Annotated in this window: 8 protein-coding genes and 1 tRNA gene; 5 read left to right on the forward strand and 4 right to left on the reverse strand. The window is 69.8% G+C overall.

What is annotated here, in order from left to right; all coding sequences use genetic code 11:
- The first annotated feature begins 7 nt into the window (after positions 1-7).
- A complete protein-coding gene (locus GH747_RS03840; RefSeq protein ID WP_228552762.1) occupies positions 8-1,036 on the forward strand; it encodes an LLM class flavin-dependent oxidoreductase in 1,029 nt (342 codons plus the stop codon).
- A 194-nt stretch (positions 1,037-1,230) separates the two neighbouring features.
- Positions 1,231-9,498 carry a choice-of-anchor D domain-containing protein gene (locus GH747_RS03845; RefSeq protein WP_149768205.1) on the forward strand — a complete coding sequence of 2,756 codons (8,268 nt, stop codon included), beginning with the start codon at positions 1,231-1,233 and terminating at the stop codon, positions 9,496-9,498.
- 108 nt (positions 9,499-9,606) lie between these two features.
- Here the strand turns inward: GH747_RS03845 and GH747_RS03850 are convergent, their stop codons facing one another.
- Entirely contained in the window at positions 9,607-11,457 is a 1,851-nt protein-coding gene (locus GH747_RS03850; protein WP_149768206.1) for a phosphoenolpyruvate carboxykinase (GTP), read from the reverse strand.
- Positions 11,458-11,817: 360 nt separating this feature from the next.
- Here GH747_RS03850 and GH747_RS03855 point away from each other — a divergent pair, with 360 nt between their 5' ends.
- Positions 11,818-14,850 carry a fibronectin type III domain-containing protein gene (locus tag GH747_RS03855; RefSeq protein ID WP_149768207.1) on the forward strand — a complete coding sequence of 1,011 codons (3,033 nt, stop codon included), beginning with the start codon at positions 11,818-11,820 and terminating at the stop codon, positions 14,848-14,850.
- A gap of 85 nt (positions 14,851-14,935) precedes the next feature.
- Here the strand turns inward: GH747_RS03855 and GH747_RS03860 are convergent, their stop codons facing one another.
- A complete protein-coding gene (locus GH747_RS03860) occupies positions 14,936-16,798 on the reverse strand; it encodes a hypothetical protein (protein WP_153816612.1) in 1,863 nt (620 codons plus the stop codon).
- 164 nt (positions 16,799-16,962) lie between these two features.
- On the opposite strand from GH747_RS03860, the gene GH747_RS03865 reads away from it, so the two are divergent.
- Both GH747_RS03865 and GH747_RS03870 read left to right on the forward strand, forming a co-directional pair.
- Positions 16,963-17,035: transfer RNA gene (locus GH747_RS03865), tRNA-Arg, on the forward strand.
- A gap of 167 nt (positions 17,036-17,202) precedes the next feature.
- Positions 17,203-19,041, forward strand: coding sequence for a phosphoenolpyruvate carboxykinase (GTP) (locus tag GH747_RS03870; protein WP_149768209.1), 1,839 nt, complete (start codon positions 17,203-17,205; stop codon positions 19,039-19,041).
- 182 nt (positions 19,042-19,223) lie between these two features.
- Here the strand turns inward: GH747_RS03870 and GH747_RS03875 are convergent, their stop codons facing one another.
- Positions 19,224-21,434: an N-acetylmuramoyl-L-alanine amidase gene (locus GH747_RS03875; protein WP_149768210.1), complete on the reverse strand. Its 2,211-nt coding sequence runs from the start codon at positions 21,432-21,434 to the stop codon at positions 19,224-19,226.
- Positions 21,435-21,613: 179 nt separating this feature from the next.
- A complete protein-coding gene (locus tag GH747_RS03880) occupies positions 21,614-22,510 on the reverse strand; it encodes an aldo/keto reductase (protein WP_149768211.1) in 897 nt (298 codons plus the stop codon).
- Positions 22,511-22,512 lie beyond the last annotated feature (2 nt).

The following is a 22,512-nucleotide window of genomic DNA, read 5'->3' on the forward strand; positions in this document are numbered from 1 at the left end:
ACCCATCATGAGCGGTGTGAAGAATGTCGGCTTTCTGTCCTTCGGTCACTGGCAGGCGGTGCCTGGCTCCCAGGTCCGTACCGCGCAGCACGCGCTCCTGCAGACCATCGAGCTCGCGGTCGAGGTGGAGCGCCTCGGGCTCGACGGCGCGTACGTGCGGGTCCACCACTTCGCACGCCAGCTCGCGTCGCCGTTCCCGCTGTTGTCCGCCATCGCCGCACGGACGTCGCGGATCGAGATCGGGACCGGCGTGATCGACATGCGGTACGAGAACCCGTTCGCGATGGCGGAGCAGGCAGCGGCTGCGGACCTGATCAGCGCGGGCCGGCTCCAGCTCGGGGTCAGCCGCGGGTCACCGGAGAACGCGCAGCGCGGGTACGAGTCGTTCGGGTTCGTCCCGCCCGAAGGCAAGACCGAGGCCGACATGGCGCGCACGCACAACGAGCTGTTCCTCGCCGCGATCGACGGCGCGGGCGTCGCGCTGTCCGACCCGAAGATGACCGGCCAGCAGGTCCCGCTCGCGGTCCAGCCGCAGTCGCCCGGGCTGCGCGAGCGCATCTGGTGGGGCTCCGGGACTCGTGCGACGGCGGAGTGGACCGCGGGTCAGCAGATGAACCTGATGTCCTCGACGCTGCTGACCGAGGACACCGGTGTCGCGTTCGACCAGCTGCAGGCTGAGCAGATCGCGCGGTTCCGTGAGACCTGGGCGGAGGAAGGCTGGGAGCGTGAGCCGCGCGTCTCCGTCAGTCGCAGCATCATCCCGCTGCTCGACGACACCGACCGTGCGTACTTCGGTGACCGCTCCGACGCGGACCAGGTCGGCATGATCGACGGATTCGTGTCGCGCTTCGGGAAGTCGTACGTCGGTGAGCCGGCCGCCCTCGCCGAGGAGCTCGCCGCGGATGCCGCCGTACGCGAAGCCGACACGCTGCTGATCACGGTGCCGAACATGCTCGGCGTCGACTACAACGTCGAGCACCTCGCCGCGCTGACCGAGGAGGTCCTCCCCGCGATCGGGTGGGAGCCGCGGGTCTGACCCGCGCTGGTTGAGCGAGCCCCCGCGCTGGGCGAGCGAGCCCTTGTCTGCTGGTTGAGCGAGCGAAGCGAGTCGAAACCGCTTGTGACCTGGGCGGATGCCCAAGTATTGAATTTTCACGTTTCAAGGACGTGGGGCTCAAGTGCTCCGTACGCTCAGGTCACTTCCCTCCGGCTACAGTCTCGGGAGCACACGTGAACAACGGCGTTCGTCCGTTCCGTCCCCTCGCCCTCCTCCTTTCGTTCGTGCTGGTCGCCAGTGCGCTCGCACTCGCCCCGGGTCTTGCCGATCCGGCCTCTGCGGCACCGACCGCGAGCAAGTGCGCCAAGTCCGGCCGCTGGCTCGCGCAGTACTACAAGGGCACGTCCTTCAAGGGCAGGCCGGTCGTCACTCGCTGCGAGAAGCGGGTCGCGGCCTCGTACCCGGCGAGCCGCAAGCCTTTCTCCGTCCGCTGGACCACCACACGCTCGCTGAAGGGCTCGTACGAGCTCCGCGGCCGCGCGGTCGGCAAGGCGACGCTCCGCATCGACGGACGCACAGTCGCGACGTCGACGAAGGGCCGGTACGCCGCAGGAGTGCGCAAGCTGCGTAAGGGTAAGCACACCTTCGAGGTCCGCTACGTCAAGAAGTCCGGAGTCGGATCGGTCGCGGCCGAGTACGTGAAGTCTCCCGACCGTACGCCGCCCGCCGCGCCGACCGCTGTGCGCGCGGTCGCCGGTGACCGCGCCGTCGCGCTGAGCTGGAAGGCGTCGGCGTCGCTCGACCTGCGGGGCTACCGCGTCTACCGCAACGGCCGCCTCCTCCGCGAGGTCAGCACGCCGCGCTACACCGACACCGGTCTGGTGAACGGCACCACGTACGCGTACTCGATCACCTCCGTCGACCACCGCGGCAACGCCTCTCGCCCGAGCGGCGCCGTCCGCGCGGCGCCGCGCGACCGGATCGCCCCGAAGGCTCCGACCGGCTTCGTCGCGACCGCGGGCGACGGCAAGGTCGACCTGTCGTGGAAGAAGAACACCGAGCCCGACCTGTCGGGCTATGTGCTGCGCCGTACGTCTCCGGGGACGGCCACGCAGACCTGGAACCTCGCGAAGACCGCCACGACGGCGACGGATCCCACCGCTGTCAACGGCACTGCGTACATCTACTCGCTCGTCGCCCGCGATACCTCGGGCAACTCCTCGTCTCCCGCACTGTCGACCGCGACGCCGATCGACAAGCGCGCGCCCGCGACACCGATCGGGCTCGGTGCCGCACCCGGTGACAGCGAAGTCGCGCTGTCCTGGACGAAGAACACCGAGCCCGACCTCGACGGCTACGTCATCACCCGGACCCGCGCAGACGGCACGGGCGTGAAGGTGGAGATCGAGGCCGACGCGGACGCCGCGACGCTCACCGACACGAGCGCGGAGAACGACGTCGCCTACCTCTACACGATCCGTGCGGTCGACGGACGCGGCAACGCCTCGGCTGACTCGACGCCCGTCGCGGCGACGCCGAAGGCGGACGTCCCGGACGATACGACCGCGCCCGCGGCCCCGACAGGTCTCGCGGCCGAGGCCGGCGACGGCGAGGTCGCGCTGACATGGGACGAGAACGGTGAGCCCGATCTCGACGGCTACACGGTCTACCGCAAGAGCGGCGCCGGGAGCTACGTCGCGATCGGCGAGGTCGCCGCCGGCACCACCGCGTACACCGACGAGGCTGCCGAGAACGACACGCTCTACATCTATGCGATCGCGGCGTTCGACGAGAGCGGCAACACCTCGGAGTTCAGCAACGAGGCCACCGCCACCCCCACTGACACAACCCCTCCGGCCGCCCCGGCGAACCCCACCGCGGTCGCTGGTGACGCGCAGGTCGCCCTGACCTGGACCGCGAACACCGAGAGCGACCTCGGCGGCTACCGCGTCTACCGGTCCGAGACTGACGACGTGCCGACGACCGGTGACGGCATCGCAGGTGTGGTCCCGACGGCGAGCTTCACCGACGAGGACGTCACCAACGGCACGACGTACTACTACGTCGTCGTCGCGGTGGACATCCACGGCAACCGGTCAGCTGCTTCGGGCAGCGCCTCGGCCACCCCGACGGACCTGACCCCGCCGGGCGCACCGACCGGCCTCACCGCCGCGGCCACCGAGGGCCAGGTCGCGCTCGACTGGGCGGACAGCTCCGCGCCCGACCTCGACCACTACGCCGTCTACCGCTCCGGCGGCGCCGCGGCGCTCGCGGCCGAGGACACCCCGATCGCCGAGGTCGAGGAGTCCGCGTACGTCGACACGACCGTGGAGCCCGGCACCGCGTACGCGTACTGGGTCGTTGCCGTCGACACGGCCGGCAACCCCTCGCCCGCGTCGGCGACCATCGAGGTCACGACCGTCGAGCCCGATCCGGAGCCGGTTCACGACAAGTTCGTGTTCCAGTCCGCCGCCGGGCCCGGTGTCGCCGGCTATACCAAGCACACGGGCACCGCCTGGAGCGACGCGACCGGCAACGGTTTCGTCCGCCAGGACAGCCTCACCGCCGCGACACACGTGCCGCTCGACATGACGACCAACACGCGCTTCCGCACGCGGCCGTTGCCGGTCACCGCGCTGCAGAACAGCCTGGTCCACCTGCAGTACGGGGACGCCACCCCGCCGCTGACCGCTGGTCAGAACACGGTGCCCGGCGCGTTCGAGCTCGCTGTCCCTGACGGCTGGTACGCCGTCAAGGTCTCCGTCGGCGATCAGGGCGGGGCCAACGGCTACGACAGCACGCACGTCGTCAACGTCGAGGGCGTCAAGGCGATCGATGCCTTCAAGAGCTCCAGCGCCAAGGAGTACGAGACGGGCACCAAGACCGTCGAGGTCACCGACGGACGTCTCACGATCGACGCCGTCGGCGGCTCCAACACGAAGCTCAACTACATCGAGGTCGACAGCACCGACGAGCCCGAGCCGCCGGTCCTGGTGGACGAGAAGTACTCGTTCACCACCACCGCCGACAGCGCGGTCCCGGCGGGGTGGACGAAGAACAACGGCGCCGCCTGGACCGACGCCTCGGGCATCGGGTGGGTCTCGCAGGCGAGCCTCGCGACCGCGACGCACGAGCCGCTGGACCTCACCAAGAACACCCGGGTCCGCACCCGGGCGACCGTGACGGCGCTGCAGAACCGCCTCGTCCACATGCAGTACGGCGACGTGCCCAACGGCAACCCCGCCAACGGCAACATCGTCCCCGGCGCGTTCGAGCGGGCGCTCCCCGACGGCTGGTACTCCGTCTCCGTCAGCGTCGGCGACCAGATGGGCGCAACGGCCTACGACAGCCTGCACACGATCCGTGCCGAGGGCGTCACCGTCGTCGGTGGGTTCCAGGCGACGGCCGCCAAGGAGTACGAGGTCGCGACCGGCGTCGTCCACGTGACCGACGGACGACTGACCATCGACGCCATCGGTGGCACGAACACCAAGATGAACCACCTCTCGATCGTCAGCACCGAGGCGCCGAGCGAGCCTGACGTTCACCGCGCGGTCCGCTTCGCCGACGAGGCGAGCGCCCCGCCGGCCGGGTACCTCAAGGACTTCGGAGAGGCGTACGGCCTGCGGAGCGGGAGCGACCAGGGCACCGGACTCGCGTACGGGTGGATGCGCCTCGGCACCGTCGACCCGCTGAGCATCGTCGGCAACGGGCGCAACCGTCTCGACCCCGGCTCCGGGTCGGCGCCGGTCGGTACCCCGCAGCTGCGGGCGGGCACCATCCATATGCAGCTGCCTGAGAATGCGACCCAGGGCGTGAAGATCCCGGCGTACTGGGAGATGGCGGTCCCCAACGGCTCCTACCGTGTCGAGGTCTCCGTCGGCGACGCCGGAAGCGCGACGGACTCGGTGCACTGGATCAACGTCGAGGACCAGAACGCGATCGCCGGGTTCGTCCCGACGGGCGCCGCCGGTTCGGAGACCAAGCACGCCACGGCCGTCCGTACGGTCAACGTCGCCGACGGCAAGCTCACGGTCACGCCGACGGGCGGCACCAACACGAAGATCAACTGGGTGACCCTCGACAGCGTCGCGGGTTCCTCGGCTCGACCGTCGGTGCGCAAGTCGACGCCCGCCAACCTCGCCGCGGGCGTCTCGCCCACCGGCAGCGTCGTGAGCGACCTCAACCTCGTCGGGGGAGGCGTGGCTCCGACCTCGCTGCAGGGCGGGACGGTCAGGCTGGTCAAGGTCTCCGACGGCAGCGCAGTCGCGGGCAGCGCCCTGACCAGCGGCGGCGCGGACACGATCAACTTCTCGCCGACCGCCACGCTCGCGGACAACACCGCGTACCGGCTCGAGATCACCGACGGCGTGAAGGACGTGGACGGACGTGCGTTCCTCCCGTACTCGATGGTCTTCACCACGGGCGTCGGCACGACGCCGGGTGGTCCGGTCGCGTTCGCCAAGACCGACTCGGGCGCCCCGGCCGGCGCGATGTACACGTCGGTCGTCAAGGGACCGGACGGCAGGCTGTACGCCGGCTCGATCAGCGGCGAGATCTACCGGTTCGACATCCAGGCCGACGGCACCCTCGCCAACCGGCAGACGATCACGTCGGTCAAGACGTACTCGAACAGTGCGGCCAGCGGAGACACCTACAACAAGGGCACCCGAACGGTGATCGGGCTCGCGTTCGACCCGGCGTCGACGGCGAGCAACCTGATCCTGTGGATCAGCGACAACGCGCCGTACCTGGGGCAGAGCAACGTGCCTGACTCCAGCGGCCGTATCGGCAAGCTCACCGGTGCGAACCTGGAGAACTACCAGGCGATCGTCGATGGGCTCCCGCGCTCGGTCAAGGACCACGAGGCCAACTCGGTCGCGTTCGGCCCCGACGGTGCGCTCTACCTCAACGTCGGGGCGAACAACGCGATGGGTGCACCTGACGGGGCGTGGGCCAACCGTGAAGAGCGCCTGCTCTCCGCAGCGGTCCTTCGACTGGACCCGAGCAAGCTGCCGGCCGCTGCGCAGCTCCCGGTCAACGTGCGGACCGGTGACGCCGGCTCGTACGACCCGTATGCGGCCACCGCTCCGTTGACGGCGTACGCCACCGGCGTCCGCAACGCGTACGACCTCGTGTGGCACACCAACGGGCACCTGTATGTGCCGACCAACGGCTCAGCCGCTGGCGGCAACGTCCCCGCGGTCCCTGACACGCTCCCGGCGGTCTGCGCGAAGCGTCCTGACGGCGGCTACACCGGACCGAAGGTCGCGGCGCAGACCAGCAACCCCGAGGAGACGGACTACGTCTTCGACATCAAGAAGGGGAAGTACTACGGGCACCCGAACCCGTCGCGCTGCGAGTACATCCTCAACAACGGCAACCCGACCGCCGCCAAGGATCCGTTCGAGAACTCGAAGTACCCGGTCGGCACCCAGTCGGACCCGAACTACGCGCTCTCCGACGTGTACGACGCGGGGCTGCACGCCAGCGCGAACGGTGTCATCGAGTACAAGGGCAACGCGTTCGGCGGTGCGCTCAAGGGCAAGCTGCTCTACGTCCGCTACAGCAGCGGCCGCGACATCGTCTCCTTCGACGTCGCGGCGGACGGCAAGCTGTCGAACCGCAAGGAGGCGCTGAGCGGTACGACCAACCTGCAGCAGCCGCTCGATCTCACCGAGGACACCGCGACGGGCAACATCTATGTCACGCAGCTGACCGACAACCCGGCCACGACGTCGATCGCCCTGCTCAAGCCGCAGGGCGGCAACGGCGGTCCGGGTGCCGAGGTCTCGCCGCGGGTGGTCCTCAGCGGGCCGGTCAACGTGACCTCTCCGGCGGCCACGGCGACCGTCACGAACACGGGGGCGCAGACGCTCACCATCCCGGCAGGTGGGCTCTCGCTCACGGGGGCGGACGCCTCTCAGTTCGCCGTCGCCACTCCGAACACGGCACCGATCACGGTGGCGCCGGGCGCTTCCACTCAGATCGCGGTCACCTTCCGCCCCACGTCGACCGGGGTGAAGTCGGCGGCCCTGCAGCTCGCGTCAGACGCGGGCGCACGGACGGTTGCACTCCGTGGTCTCGGTGCGGCGGGCCTGGGCGGTTCGAACGAGCCGTCGCTGCAGCGGATCATGGACACGTTGCAGATCCCGATCAACGTCGGTGACCCGGACCCGTCCAACGCGACGATGCCGTCGACCCAGGGCCCGATCGGCGACGAGGTCGCAGCCCAGCTCTTCCAGAAGGCGGCCTTCGACGCCCCGATCACCATGACGCCGCTGGCGGCGTACGGACCGCAGAACAACGATCCCGCGGTACACGTCGGCTGGTACGACGCCGGTCAGGCCGCCAGCCTGCACCCGCAGTTCTCGATCAAGGCGTCCGAGGCGCAGGGTCTGATGATCAACCCGACAGGCTCGACCACCAACATCGATCCGGGTGAGGAGACCGTCTTCGGGTTCTACTCCGAGTGGCCGTACTTCAGTGGACGCAAGGCCTACACCGAGGACGCCCTCAACACGTGGGACGCTGCGCTCCCGCACCACCTCCGCGTCTACCCGTACAAGAACACCGACGGGTCGGTCGAGCCGAACGCATACGTGGTGGCGACCGAAGAGGTGCCCGGTCCGGCGTTCGACAGCCAGGACATCGTGCTCCTCGTCCGCAACGTGAAGCCGTACGTCCCGGCCGAGGCCGACGGTGCGGTGCTGAAGGCCGTGAACACCGACCCGGTCCCGTTCGAGGACCAGATCGCGTTCAACCGGCTGCAGACCACCGCGGACGGCAACCAGAAGATGGCCGATACCGGCACCGTACGGATCAGCAACCCCGGGACGGCGGCCCTGCAGGTCACCGGACTCCCGATCACCGGCCAGTTCCAGCTGGTGACCCCGCCGTCGCTGCCGTTCACGGTCGCCCCCGGTGCGACGCGGGATCTGACGGTCAGGTTCGTCGCGCAGTCGACGAAGGTCCACAACGGCACCCTGACCGTGCAGTCCAACGCGGAGACCAATCCGCAACAGGTCATCCAGCTCGGTGGGCTCTGGCAGTCGCAGAGCGAGGGCGGCCAGGAACCGAACCTGTCGCAGATCGCGAAGGCGTTCGGGATCGGCAGCAACATCCCCAACGGGTTCACGAGCAAGGGTGAGTACTCGCCGATCGGCGACGAGGTCCTCTCGCCGTACTGGTCGCGCGTCGACACCACCAAGCCCGTCACCGTGCGGCAGCTCGCCGGGTTCCACACCTACCCGAACGGCGCCTCGCTGCGGTGGCAGAACAAGACCGGCTCCCTGGGGAATCTGTTCGGGATGGGCGGGCAGTACGCGCAGTCGCTGCTGCCTCGCATCTCGAACACCGTCGGCGCCGCACCGGCTGCGGGCTCGTTCACTCCGGGCGCCTCTTTCGGGTTCGCCGTCGACGGCGAGCACGGTGATCGCAGCAAGAACAACGAGCAGGTCGACATCGAGAACGGGTGCGTCGCTCCCTGCGGCCAGCACGTCCGCCTGTGGCCGGTCAAGGACCGGACTGGGACGCTTGTGCCGGGCATGTACGTGCTCTCGATGGACTACGCGGGCATCAACTACGACTACCAGGACAACGTCTACCTCGTCACCAACATCCGCCCCGAGGTCATCACGGCGCCGCAGGTCGTCGCGACGCCGGGCAACAACAAAGTGACGCTCTCGTGGGGACGCAACCCGTACGACATCGGTGTCGGCTACCGAGTGTGGCGCGGGACGACTCCCGGGTTCACCGTCAACGACGCGTCGCTGATCAGCGGGCCGACCTCGAGCGCGCCGATCTCGGCGACGACGTTCACCGACAGCACGGTGGTGAACGGAACGACCTACTACTACGTGGTGCGCGCCGTGTATCAGGGCCTCGGCAACTCAGCCAACGGCACCGCATCGGCGACGCCGACGGCCGCGGCGCAGGTCGTCGACGTGAAGGTCGACTTCGGCAACGAGGCGGCAACGCTGGCGTCGGGTTACCTGAAGGACTTCGGTCAGGCCTTCGGGGCGCGGACCCGCCTCGACCAGGGCACAGGGCTGACGTACGGGTGGCTCGGCGAGACCACGCTGCAGCCGCTCGATCTCTCCGTCGGCGGCACGACGGGGCCCGGCAACGGCCGCTGGCGCAAGTCGGTGCAGCCGGACCTCCGACTCGACACGTTCATGCACATGCAGGCCGACGACGTGCCGAACTTCAACGGGACCCCGATGCCCGGACGATGGGAGCTCGCGGTGCCCAGCGGCACGTACGCCGTCACCGTCGCCGTGGGTGACCCCAACGTGGGCTCGGATCCAGAGTTCCACACGCTCAACGTGGAGGGCACCAAGGCGATAGACGCGTACGCACCGACGGGCGCGGCCGGCAGCGCGACGCGGCACAAGACGGCGACCGTCCAGGTCACGGTGAACGACGGCCGCCTCACGCTCGACGCACTCGGCGGCACCAACACGAAGATCGACTACGTGGACGTCGCGAGCGTCGGCTGATCGAGAGGCTCGGCCGCGCCGCGTCTCGACCAGCGGTGCTGGCGTTCAACCCCGGACAGCACGACGCCCCGCTCCCTGCGTGAGGGAGCGGGGCGCCGCGACCGGGGATCACGCCTCGAGGCGTGCCTTCAGTGCATCGAGCTCCGTCCAGAGAACGGCCGGCAGCTTGTCGCCGAACTTCTCGAACCACTCGTTGATCTGCGGGATCTCGGCCTTCCACTCGTCGACGTCGACGGCGAGGGCCTTCGCGAGCTGCTCGTCGCTCACGTCGAGGCCGTCGGTGTCGAGGGCACCCGCCGCGGGCACGAGGCCGATCGGCGTCTCGACGGCGTCGACCTTGCCCTCGATGCGCTCGACGACGTACTTGAGCACCCGGCTGTTCTCGCCGAAGCCCGGCCACAGGAAGCCGCCGTCCTCGTCACGACGGAACCAGTTGACGTAGAAGACCTTCGGGAACTTCGACTCGTCGTTGTTCTTCGCCATCGAGATCCAGTGGCTGAAGTAGTCGCCGGCGTCGTAGCCGATGAACGGGAGCATCGCCATCGGGTCGCGACGGACGACGCCGACCGCGCCGGTCGCCGCAGCCGTGGTCTCCGACGAGAGCGTGGCGCCCATGAAGGTGCCGTGCGTCCAGTCACGGGCCTCGGTGACGAGCGGGATCGTCGTCTTGCGTCGACCGCCGAAGAGGATCGCGTCGATCGGGACGCCGTTCGGGTCGTCGTACTCGGGCGCGAGGATCGGGCACTGACGGATCGGCGTGCAGAAGCGGCTGTTCGGGTGGGACGACAGCTCCTCAGACTCGGGGGTCCAGTCGCGGCCCTTCCAGTCGGTGAGGTGCGCGGGCGCGTCCTCGGTCATGCCCTCCCACCAGATGTCGCCGTCGTCGGTGAGCGCGACGTTGGTGAACACCGAGTTGCCCTGCGCGATGGTGCGCATCGCGTTGGCGTTGGTGTCCCACCCGGTGCCCGGAGCGACGCCGAACAGGCCGAACTCGGGGTTGACGGCGTACAGGCGGCCGTCGGCTCCGACGCGCATCCACGCGATGTCGTCGCCGAGGGTCTCGACCGTCCAGCCTTCGATCGTGGGCTCGACCATCGCGAGGTTGGTCTTGCCGCAGGCGCTCGGGAACGCGGCGGCGACGTACTTGACGTCACCCTCGGGCGAGGTGAGCTTGAGGATCAGCATGTGCTCGGCGAGCCAGCCCTCGTCGCGACCCATCACGGAGGCGATGCGCAGCGAGTAGCACTTCTTGCCGAGGAGGGCGTTGCCGCCGTAGCCGGAGCCGAACGACCAGATCATGCGCTCCTCGGGGAACTGCACGATGTACTTGGTGTCGCTGCACGGCCACGGGACGTCCGCCTGGCCCGGCTCGAGCGGGGCGCCGACGGAGTGGAGAGCGGGGACGAAGGACGCGCCGGTGGCCTCGATCTTGTCGAGGACCTGGCGGCCGACACGAGCCATCACGGTCATGGACGCCACGACGTACGCGGAGTCGGTGATCTCGACGCCGAACATCGGGTGGGCGGAGTCGAGGTGACCCATCACGAACGGGATCACGTACATCGTGCGACCACGCATCGAGCCGTCGTACAGCTCGGTCATGAGCTTCTTCATCTCGGCGGGCGCCATCCAGTTGTTGGTGGGCCCGGCGTCGGTCTCGTCGACGCTGCAGATGAAGGTGCGGTCCTCGACACGCGCGACGTCGGTCGGGTCGGAGGCGCACCAGAAGGAGTTCGGCTTCTTGGTCTCGTCGAGTCGCACGAAGGTGCCGGCCTCGACGAGCTCGTCGGTGAGGCGGACCCACTCCTCGGGGGTGCCCTCGATCCAGGTGATGGAGGCGGGCTTGGTCAGTGCGGCGACCTCGTCGACCCAGGCCTGGAGCTCGGCGTGGGTCGAGCGGTAGGCGCTCGAGAGGTCGGAGGTCGTGACAGGGTCGTACGTGGTGGTGTCTGCGGCCATGGTGTGTGTAGTCCTTCTCGCATCGCGATTCAAGCGTGTTGATCGCACTGCCCGATCCATCCTGTGGTCGGCCAGCTGATGTGGATAGGTGGTCGCGGCCCGCGTGATCTCAGCCGGGGAACGGTCCGAATCACGCGGGTCGTGCAGTCAATGTATGCCCCGTATCGCCGATCCCATGTCAACGGGTACGTCGAAGTGAACTACATCACAAAGGGCGTCTGACCTGCGGTTTTATGTTGATCGGCCCCACAAATCGGGTTCGGCGTGCATCATGAAGATGACGCGTTCGCGAGACACGCGTCACAACGGCCGTCTACCGTGCCGGTACGACGTTTGCCACTGCAGCTCGGGGGAGACCACGTGATCCACGCTTTCAGGCCTGCCCGGACGGTCGGCGTCGTCGTCGCCGGCCTGACGGCGAGCCTGCTCGTGCTGGGGCCCGGCGCCGCCGATCCGGCCTCGGCTGCCGCACCGACTGCGGCGTCGTGTGCGAAGTCGGGCCGATGGCTCGCCCAGTACTACCGGGGCGCCTCGTTCAGCGGCACGCCCGCCATGGTCCGGTGCGAGCGTCGCGTCGCCGCCACGTACGGGGCGAAGCGCGCGCCACTCGCGGTGCGCTGGAGCACGACCCGCACCCTCGCGGGCTCGTACGAGCTGCGGTCCCGCGCAACCGGCACCGCGCGACTGCGCATCGACGGACGGAGGGTCGCGACCGCGTCGAAGGGCAAGTACGCCGCGGCGGTCCGCACGCTGCGCAAGGGCAAGCACACGGTCGAGGTCCGTTACGTGAAGAAGGCCGGCGCCGGCGCCGTCGTTGCCGAGCTGGTGAAGGCCCCGGACCGTACGCCGCCGGCCGCGCCGCGCGGTCTGCGTGCCGTCGCCGCCGACCGGGTCGTCGCCCTCGCGTGGAGTGCGCCGCCGTCGCTCGACCTGCGCGGCTATCGCGTGTACCGCGACGGGCGCCTGCTGCGCGAGACCGCGACCCGCCGCTTCACCGACACACGACTGACCAACGGGGTCGCCGCCTCCTACGCGGTCGTCGCAGTCGACCACCACGGCAACGCCTCGGCGCCGAGCGCGGTCGTAAGCGCCACCCCGAAGGACACGGTCGCTCCGAAGGCGCCGGACGGCCTCGTCGCCGATGCCGGCGACGGCCACGTGTCGTTGACCTGGCAGCCGAGCACGGAGGCCGATCTCGCCGACCTCGTCCTGCGTCGTACGGGCGGGGGCGTCGCGAGGTCCTGGACGCTCGACGAGTCCGCGAACTCGTGGGTCGACTCGACCGTCGTCAACGGCACCGTCTACGCGTACGCGCTCGTCGCGCGCGACACCTCGGGCAACGCCTCGGCGCCCGCGCTGGCCGCCGCTGCCCCGGCGGACGCGTCCGCTCCGGGCGCGCCGACGGGCTTCGCCGCCGTGGGGAAGGACGGCTGCATCGACCTGACCTGGGCTGCCAACACCGAGAGCGACCTCGCCGGGTACGTCATCACCCGCACGCGCGTCGACGGGATCGGAGGGGCCGTGGAGTTCGCCCGCGGACCGGCCGCGACGACCTTCGCCGACATCAGCGCGAAGAACGGCGTCGCCTACTCGTACACGATCGTCGCGCGAGACACGTCGGGCAACACGTCCGCCGGCTCGACCGTCTCCGCGACCGCCCGAGACGTCGTCCCACCTGCGGTGCCCCAGGGGCTGGCGTCGGAGGTGCGGGGCGGCAACGTCGTGCTTCAGTGGGACGCCGCCACCGACGACACCGCCTCGTACGCGGTCTGGCGGTCCGACGACGGGGGCGACTTCGTCAAGGTCGGTGTCGCCGTCCGATCGGCACCGACGTACACCGACCACGGCGTCGCCGAGAAGGTCCTCTACCGCTACCGCGTGGTCGCCGTCGACGGTGCGGGCAACGTGTCCGCCCCCTCGGCGCCCGCCGACGTCACGCTCCCGGACACCGACGCACCGGAGACCCCGCGCGGATTCGCCGCGTCGGCGCACGACGGCCGCGTCGACCTGGTGTGGAACCCGAACGCCGAGGAAGATCTCGCCGGCTACCGCGTCTTCCGGTCGGCCGCCGGCTCACCGTCCCAGAAGATCGCCGACCTGGACCCGAAGGCCACGGGCTTCCGCGATGCCACGGTCGTCAACGGCACCACCTACACGTACGCGCTCAGCGCATACGACGACGAGGGCAACGAGTCAGGCCGTACGAGCGGGGCCACGGCGACGCCCCTCGACCGCGCCGCGCCGGCGGTGCCGACGAGCCTGGAAGCCGTTGCCGAGGACGGCGAGGTCGCGCTGAGCTGGGCCGCCAACCCGGAGGCCGACCTCGACGCGTACGTCGTCGTCCGTACGGGTGGAGCCGGTGACCCGACGGAGATCGAGGTCGACGCGGGAGTCAACACGTACACCGACACGACCGCCGCCAACGGGACGACGTACGCCTATGTGATCTCCGCTCGCGACCGCGCCGGCAACGTGTCGGCGGCGTCGCTGCCCGTGACCGCGACACCGGTGGATGCCACCCCGCCCGCGACACCGACGGGACTCACCGCAGTTGCCGGGGACCGCGTCGTCACGCTGCGGTGGGACGCCGGCACCGAGGACGACCTCGCGACGTACACGATCTACCGCGCCGTGGGCAGCCGTCCGCTCGCGCCGCTGGCCACCCTCAGGCGAGGGGCGACCAGCTATGTGGACACGACCGTCATCAACGACACGCTCTACCGGTACGCGATCGCGGCCACCGACGAGACGGCCAACGCCTCCGCCGTCTCCGCGGAGGTGACCGGCGCGCCCACCGACACCACGGCCCCGGCGGCCCCGGCGGCGCCGACCGTCGTCGCCGGTGACCGAGAGGTCGCGCTCACGTGGACGGCGAGCCCCGAGCCCGACGTGGCCGGCTATCGCGTCTACCGGTCGCTGAGCGCCGACGTGCCGACGACCGGCACCGGCATCGCGCGGCTCCTGCCCACCCCGGCGTACACCGATCGCGACGTCGCCAACGGGACGACGTACTACTACGCCGTCGTCGCGGTCGACACCCACGGCAACGTCTCCGCCCCGTCTGCCAGCGTCGCCGCCACTCCTGCAGACCAGACCCCGCCTGCAGCGCCGACGGGCCTCGTCGCGGTCGTCGTCGACGGGTTGGTCGCGCTCGACTGGGCCGACAGCACCGAGCCGGACCTGGATCACTACGCCGTCTACCGATCGGTCGTCGGCACAGGCGGGCCGCTCGCGGGCGAAGCCCCGCTGGCCGAGGTCGACGAGTCCGCGTACGCCGACGCCACGGTCGCGGCCGGTACCTCGTACGCGTACCAGGTCGTCGCCGTCGACGCGTCCGGCAACGCGTCAGCAGCCTCGCTGCCCGTCGAGGCGACCACGCCGCTGCCGAGGTGATCCGGGGTCCGCAGACGGTGACCCGGGAATGGCGCAGGGCCCGCACCCCGATGGGGGGTGCGGGCCCTGCGGTGTACGACGTCGGTCAGCGCTTCTTGGGCTTGCCGTAGACCATCACGGGGAGCATGAAGTCACCGCTGACGACCGTGGACGTCGCCTTGCGGGTCTTCTTCTCGACCGCCTTGCGTCCGCGGCCCATGCTCAGCGACGCGAAGACGTCGTTGCCGTGCTCCGCGCGGGACATCGAGGCGATGAGGTCGGGGAGCGAGCTCACGTCGCCCATCGTGTCGTACTCCTCCTCGGCGTAGTCCTCGAACATGTCCTCCTCGTCGAACGACCCGTAGGAGCCGCCGCTGACGGACAGGATGCCGATCGGCGACTTGAACTTGCGCCGCGGGACCGCGACGTTCAGGCGCACCGTCTTGGTCGCGACGCCCGTCGCGCCAGGGCTGCGCTTGAGCGTGGCGCGCAGCTTCAGGGTGCCGCCGCGGCGTACGAGCAGCGGGTCGGAGCCGACGCGCGTCCACTGGCCGAACTGCTTCGCCTCGAGCCGCGAGATCGAGTACGCCTGGTAGCCCTCGGAGATCGTCGTGGACTCGGTCGCGCCGAGGATGGTGACGTCCTCGAAGCCGTTCCACAGGATCGAGTCGATGTCGCCGGCGAACGCCTCGGCGGCGCCGTACGACACGTCGTACCGGTCGGCGCTGATGTCGCTGCGCCGGTACGTGAGGATCTGGCCGTTCGAACGGCGCAGCTTGATCTCGCGGCTCGTGCGGACCACGCCGCCGAAGATGCCGTCGGTCACCCGGAAGGCGTCCATCGACGACTGCATGCCGCCGACGGTCGACAGCCAGTCCGGCGAGAGCGCCGTCGTGGAGGAGGTACGGCTGTGCGTGCCGAAGCGGTTCGTCGTACGGACGGTCGTCCCCGTCGGGGCCGGGCCGAGGCTGCCGACGATCGCGGTCAGCCGGTCCTGGGTGAAGGAGCCGATCGGGGCGCCGACGTTGGCGATCTTGAAGGCGCCGTCGAGGTCGCGCTCCACGTAGACGGCGTCGGCACCGTGCAGCGACAGCTTCGTCTTGCCGAGCCAGTCCATCGGGTGGCCGAACGCGAACACCTTCGAACCGCAGACCGCGGTCGCCGTGCCGACGCCGACCAGCGGGAGGGAGCCGTACGAGTAGCCGGCCGCGACGTTCGAGCCGGCCGACACGGCGATCGGCTGCGAGCTCGTCCGGCCGCCGCTCGACCCGCTGCGGAACGTGACGTTCTTGAGACCGGCCCGCTTCGCGATCGACTTCGCTGCGGCGGGCGAGAACCCGGCAGGGAGGTTGACCGGGGTCGGGAGCCGGCGCATCGAGCCCCCCACTGCCTGCGGAGCGGCGCCGGTGGCGCGCATCGAGGCAGCGACCTTCGCCGGGATCGCCGCCGCCGCTGCGCCGGCCGCGTACGAGCCGGCCCGGTAGAGGTCGGCGGCTGGGGTCACGCCGGCGTAGTCGCTCGGCGCGTACGACATGCCGTACGAGACCGAGCCGACGAGGCGGCCGTCGGCGGCGTACACCGGGGAGCCCGACATGCCGGACCAGATGCCGCGGTCGACCGCGCCGGATGCGTCGGTGATCCGCGACCCCTTCATCTTGAAGACCAGCATGTCGACGCCCGGCGCGATGCCGTCGTCGATCGTGCCGACGAACTCGCCGGTCACGGTGTCGGGTGTCGTCCCTGCGGAGACGGTCAGGCCTTGGACGGGCGTGCCGGGGGTGGTGCTCGTCGCACGGACGAGCTCTGCCGGCGGGTAGGCGGCCGGGCAGGCGGACCCGACGGCCGGCGCGGGGGCGGGATCGTCGGCGACGGCGGGGCCGGTCGCGGCGAGCGTCGCTGCGGTGACGGCGAGCGTCGCTGCGGCGGCGATGGTGCGCGTGCGCCTGCGGGCGTGCGCGGGTGCGTTCATGGTGCCTCAAGAGGTCGTGTCGGCTTCTGACATGCCGAGTCGTCGATGAAAGGTACCGTCACCAGGGGTCGCCAGGTGTCCGAATCCGGAAGGTGGGGAACCCGATTTCGGTCTTCGGGGACGACCCGCTAGAGTAGGTGTCGCTTCGCCGGTGAGGGAAGCAAGCGCTCGTAGCTCAACGGATAGAGCATCTGACTACGGATCAGAAGGTTAGGGGTTCGAATCCCTTCGAGCGCGCAGATCGACGAAAGGCCGGACCCGATCGGGTCCGGCCTTTCGTGTCTCGTGAGGGCAGTCCCAACCCCGGACAAATGACCGGCGGAACAACAAAAACCCGGCGTCCATGTGGCGGCCGTTACGCATGTAGCCTCGTTCGCACCCCGCCCAAGCGAGAGGACCGAACGATGTCAGATCCGGACAAGGCGATGGACGAAGCCGGCCTCACGAACCCCCAGGTACGTGACTACGTCCGCCACTGGGCTGAGTTCACCGGAGCCGATCGGGTCGAGGTCGTCAGCATCGCCGACGACGCGCGCCTCATCGAGGAGGCCCTCGACGCGGGCGAGCTCGAGCCTGCAGGCACCGGGCGCTACTACTCCCGCAGCTACCACAAGGACACGGCACGCTCCGAGGAGCGCACGATCGTCGCGACCAACGATCCGAAGGACAAGGGCGTCTACAACAACTGGCGCCCCGCCTCGGAGATGCGACCGCTGCTCGAGAGCAAGATGCGCGGGGCGCTGGCCGGCAAGACGATGTACGTCGTCCCCTACCTGATGTCGCCCCCGGGCAACGCGCTCGCGCCCTGGGCCGCAGGCGTCGAGCTGACGGACACCCGTACGGTCGTGCTGCACATGATGCGGATGGCGCGCGTCGGCGTGGAGTTCGTCAACGACCTCGAGGACCCCGACAGCTTCGTCCGCGCGGTCCACGTCACCGGCGACCTCGAGACCCTCGGTCACGGCACCCCTGACGACCAGCGCTACTTCGTGACGGTCGCCGACGAGCGTACGATCCTGCACTTCGGCTCCTCGTACGGCGGCAACGCGCTGCTCGGCAAGATCGCGCACGGCCTGCGCCAGGGCGCGTACGACGGCTGGGACTCGCGCAAGTTCCTCGCCGAGCAGTACATGCTCATCGGCATCCACGACAAGCAGACCGGCGAGACCCACCACATCTGCGGCGGGTTCCCGAGCGCGTCGGGCAAGACCAACCTCGCGATGATGCTGCCGCCGGATGCGCTGGGCGACCGCTACCACGTCTCGTTCTACGGCGACGACATCGCGTGGCTGTGGGTCGACGAGGCCAGCGGGCGCCTGTACGGCATGAACCCGGAGTACGGCGTCTTCGGTGTCGCGAAGGACACCAACGAGACCACCAACCCGACGGCGCTGCACTCCGTCGACGAGGGCACCGGCGCGATCTTCACGAACGTCGCCTACAACCCTCAGACGCAGGAGGTCTGGTGGGAGGGTCGTACGCCCGAGCCGCCCGCCGACGTCACCGGCTGGCTCGACTGGATGGGCGCCCCGATCGCCGACCGCGAGCCGGGCGACGACTCTCCGTGGGCGCACCCGAACAGCCGCTTCACCACGACGCTGGCGAACGTCCCCAACATCGCGCCCGACTACGACACCCCTTCGGGCGTGCCGATCGACGCGATCATCTTCGGCGGACGCACCCGTGACCGCGAGCCGCTGATCCGCGCGATCGACGACCTCGCCGAGGGTGTGTACGACGGGCTGACGCTGGGCGCCGAGGCGACGTTCGCGGCGGAGGGCGTCGAGGGCCAGCTGCGGTACGACCCGATGTCGAACCGTCCGTTCATGGCGTACGGAGAGGGCGACTACGCGCGCCACTACCTCAATGTGGTCGGCGCTGCGAAGGAGCAGCCGATCTTCGCCCACGTGAACTGGTTCCAGCGTGACCCGGAGGACGACCACTTCCTGTGGCCCGGATACCGCGACAACCTGCGTCCCCTCCTGTGGCTGATCCAGCTCAAGAAGGGTGAGGTCACCGGTCGCCAGACCCCGGTCGGCATCATCCCGACCGAGGAGGAGCTGCTGCTCGACGGCGTCGACATCACGCCGGAGGACCTCGAGACGATCCTCTCGATCGACGTCGAGCGCTGGCGTCAGGAGATCGGCTTCCGCGAGGAGCACCTCGCGCAGTTCGACAACATGCCGGAGGAGATCTGGGAGGCGCACCGTCGGGTCGCCGCCGCCCTCGACGCGGAGGCCTGACGGGCTGGTTTCCCCGCCCGCCGCCCCCGCCCGCCCGCGTTTCCACGCTCCTTCCCCGTTTCCCACGCTCCCGTGGCAAATGCCCCCCGTGCCCCGCAAATTTGCGGGGCACGAGGGGCATTTGCGTGGGGAGCGTGGCAAACGCCGGCCGGCGCTAGCGCTGCACCGAACGCCGCTCGGCGCTAGCGCCGCACCTTCCCGGTCGGCGCGGACGGCGCGACCATCGGATACAGCGCCTTGTCGTCGACCGACACGACGGCGATGACACGCTTGCCCGCGTCGGACGGCTTCAGCGTGTAGGTGTACGACGTCGCGTCCGCGACCTTGCGCCCACCGACGAGCCACGTGTACTCGAAGCCGTGCACCTCGCGCGACCACGAGCCGTTGCTGACGGTGAGGGTCGCGCCGACCAACGGCTGGCCGGTGATCTTCGGCAGCCTCGTCGGGACCACGACACGCTTGCCGGGGTCTGCGAGCGTGACGTCGTCCGCCTTCACGAACACCTGCTTGTGGGCGTACCAGAGCTGGTAGTACTCGAGCTCGCCCTTCACGTCGGTCCGGTCGTCGGGGATCGACCCGTCGAACGTCTTCGCGTGGTAGTAGTCGGTCTCGACGTCGTCGTCGCTCACGGCGTACGTCTGCCCGACCCCGAGCGTGTACTCGAGCGGCGAGATCGGCTGCACCGGGATCGCGTACGGCGCGTACGCCTCCGGCTCGGGGTAGGCGCGCCCGAAGATCGGTGCGGCTGTGGTCGGCGACGTCACCGTCACGGTCTTCGCCGTCGTACGGAGCACGGTCGGGTTCGCGGCCGGGTTCTCGATCCAGACCAGCGAGCCCGCCCACCACACGCCGAGCCACCCGTCCCGGACCTCGGCGACGACGAGCTTGTGCCCGGACTGGATGCGGGCGCTGATGTCGCTCGCGTAGGTCGTCCCGTCGGCGCCGCTCGGCTTCCACCCCGGGTCCTTCGCGAGCGGGGCGTCGACCGACGGCGCCTGGCGGGCGACGATGTAGTTCGTGCCCTGCCCGACCACGCAGTCACCCGAGCCGGGCGACGCCTGCTGGCATCCGGTGACGGGGTTGACGTTGTCGGCGTAGCCGGGGCGCACCTCGACGACGTCGCCGGCCTTCACCGTGGCGGTGTTCTTCGCGGACTGCCCGATCGGTGCTCCGATCAGGTCGAAGTAGTGCTCCCAGTCCCAGTACGGTCCCGGGTCCCAGTGCACGTTCTTGGTGGCGCCGGCCGTGATGCCGGGGACCTGGTCGTGACCGATGATGTGAGCGCGGTCCAGCGGGATGTCGTGCTCCTCGGCGAGGTGGCGGACGAGCTTCGCGGACTGCTCGTACATCGCCTCGGTGAACCAACCTGCCGAACCGGCCCAGCCTTCGTGCTCGATCCCGATCGAGTGCGCGTTGACGTACCAGTTGCCGGCGTGCCAGCCGACGTCCTTGGGATCGAGGTGGTTGGCGATGTGGCCGTCGGACGACCGGATCGTGTAGTTCCACGCGAGGTACGTCGGGTCCATGACGAGGCGGATCGTGGGGTCGTACGCGGTCTCGGTGTCGTGGATGACGATGTACTTGATCTTCGGTCCGCCGGGCCCGGTGCGGTCGGCCTTGTCGTGGTTGCCGTAGTTGCCCGTGCTGTCGGGGTCCGCCGGGTCGCCCTTCGCGTAGCCGGCGGGGAGCCACTCGCACCCGAGGTCGGTCGGGCAGTCGGTCTCGGGGTCGCTGGCGGTGTCGTCGGGTACGTCGACGGTCGGGTCGGCCTCGAGGGTGACCGCCTCGCCCCCGGACGTGACCCGCGACTGCCCGCTGTGCAGCGTCGTCAGGACCTGGCGAGTGAAGGTCGCCGCAGCACCGAACTGCGCGATGGCGCCCGTCCAGCTCTCGGCCGGTGCGTCGGCGTCGAGGTCGGGTGCGTACGACGCGGTGAGCGCCGCGGCTGCGCAGACGTTGGCGCGGTCGTCCGCGCGTACGGTGGTGGCGTCGAGCCCGGTGAGATCGGCAGCCCGCTCGAGCTGGCTCGTGGTGGATCGGTCGGAGCGGGTCGAAGTCCCCTTGCCGGCGGCGTCGGGCACGGCGGTGGTCGTGGACCGGAGATTGAACATCCCGTAGCCGCCGTCGTTGCTGGCGCGACCGTCGTGGCCCTCCCAGCGGGACTGCATGTACGAGACTGCCTTGAGCACGTCGGCGGGCACGTCTGCCGCACGGGCAGCGGCGTCGAACGCCGAGTCGAGCGTCGGGGCCGCGAGGACTGCGCTGCAGTCGACGGCCGGTGGGTCAGTGGGAGGTGTGGCCGAGGCCCACGAGGCGAGCGCCGTCGGGAGAGCGGTCAGCAGCAGTGCCGCTGTGCCCCCGGCGAGGCCGACTCGTACGAGTGAGGATCGCACGCGAGTGGCTCCTTCCGCCGCCCGACGGATTCAGGCGGATCCCTTGCATGCAAGCGCACCCGAGACTGGTTGCGCTACGCGTCGTATCAGCCTGTGGGATGAAGATTTGTTTCGTAAAGTCGCTCACAGCGCGATTCGGCCCATGATCACGGGGATGTGGGAACAGGATCTGTCACGCATCATTCGACGGAAGACAGTCGAGCGAGCTCGTCCTCGGTCAGGTGGAGCGCGGCTGCAGCGACGTTCTCGGCGAGGTGCTCCGGGTCGCCGGTCCCGGGGATGGCGAGGACGTGGCGACCCTGCTGGAGCGTCCACGCGAGTCGGATCTGCGCGGGCGACGCGCCGTGCGCCGCCGCGATCTTGAGCGTCTCGTGCTCCTCGGTCGAAGCCGACCGGCCACGCTCCGCCCCCGCGCCGGCGACCGAGAAGAACGGGACGAACGCGATCCCGAGCTCGCCGCAGGCCGCGAGGAGGTCGTGCGCCTCCGACGGCGCTCCGATGCCGAACCGATTCTGCACACACACCACCGGGGTGACTGCGAGGGCCTCGTCGAGGTGCCTGCGCTCGACCGCCGAGATGCCGATGTGCCGGATCAGGCCGGCGTCGCGCAGCTCGGCGAGTGCTCCGACGTGCTCGCTGATCGAGGAGACGGTCGGCATCCTGCGGAAGTTCACCAGGTCGAGGTGGTCGCGACCGAGCTGGCGAAGGTTCTCCTCGACCTGTCCGCGGAGCTGGTCGGGGCGGGCCGGGGGAAGCCACGCACCGGACGCGTCTCTCCCCGGGCCGACCTTGGTGGCGATGACGAGGTCGTCCGGGTACGGCGCGAGCGCGGTGCTGATCAGCTCGTTCGCCGAGCGCAGCGCCGAGAAGTAGAACGCGGCGGTGTCGATGTGGTTGACGCCCAGCTCGAGTGCCCGTCGGAGCACGTGGATCGACCGGTCGCGATCGCTCGACACCCCGAGGTCGAAGGCTGCACTGCCCGTCAGCCGCATCGCGCCGAACCCGAGCCGGTTCACCGTCATGTCTCCGAGCCGCCAGGTGCCGGCGGCATCCGCTGAGATCTTCGTTCCGGTCATCG

This window comes from Mumia xiangluensis (assembly GCF_010994095.1).
GTDB classification, from domain to species: Bacteria; Actinomycetota; Actinomycetes; order Propionibacteriales; family Nocardioidaceae; genus Mumia; species Mumia xiangluensis.

Excerpts from the sequence above, each read along its gene's own strand:
- GH747_RS03850 (WP_149768206.1), bottom strand. The coding sequence starts at position 11,457 with ATGGCCGCAGACACCACCACGTACGACCCTGTCACGACCTCCGACCTC.
- GH747_RS03880 (WP_149768211.1), bottom strand. The coding sequence starts at position 22,510 with ATGACCGGAACGAAGATCTCAGCGGATGCCGCCGGCACCTGGCGGCTC.
- GH747_RS03860 (WP_153816612.1), bottom strand. The coding sequence starts at position 16,798 with ATGAACGCACCCGCGCACGCCCGCAGGCGCACGCGCACCATCGCCGCC.
- GH747_RS03870 (WP_149768209.1), top strand. The coding sequence starts at position 17,203 with ATGTCAGATCCGGACAAGGCGATGGACGAAGCCGGCCTCACGAACCCC.
- GH747_RS03840 (WP_228552762.1), top strand. The coding sequence starts at position 8 with ATGAGCGGTGTGAAGAATGTCGGCTTTCTGTCCTTCGGTCACTGGCAG.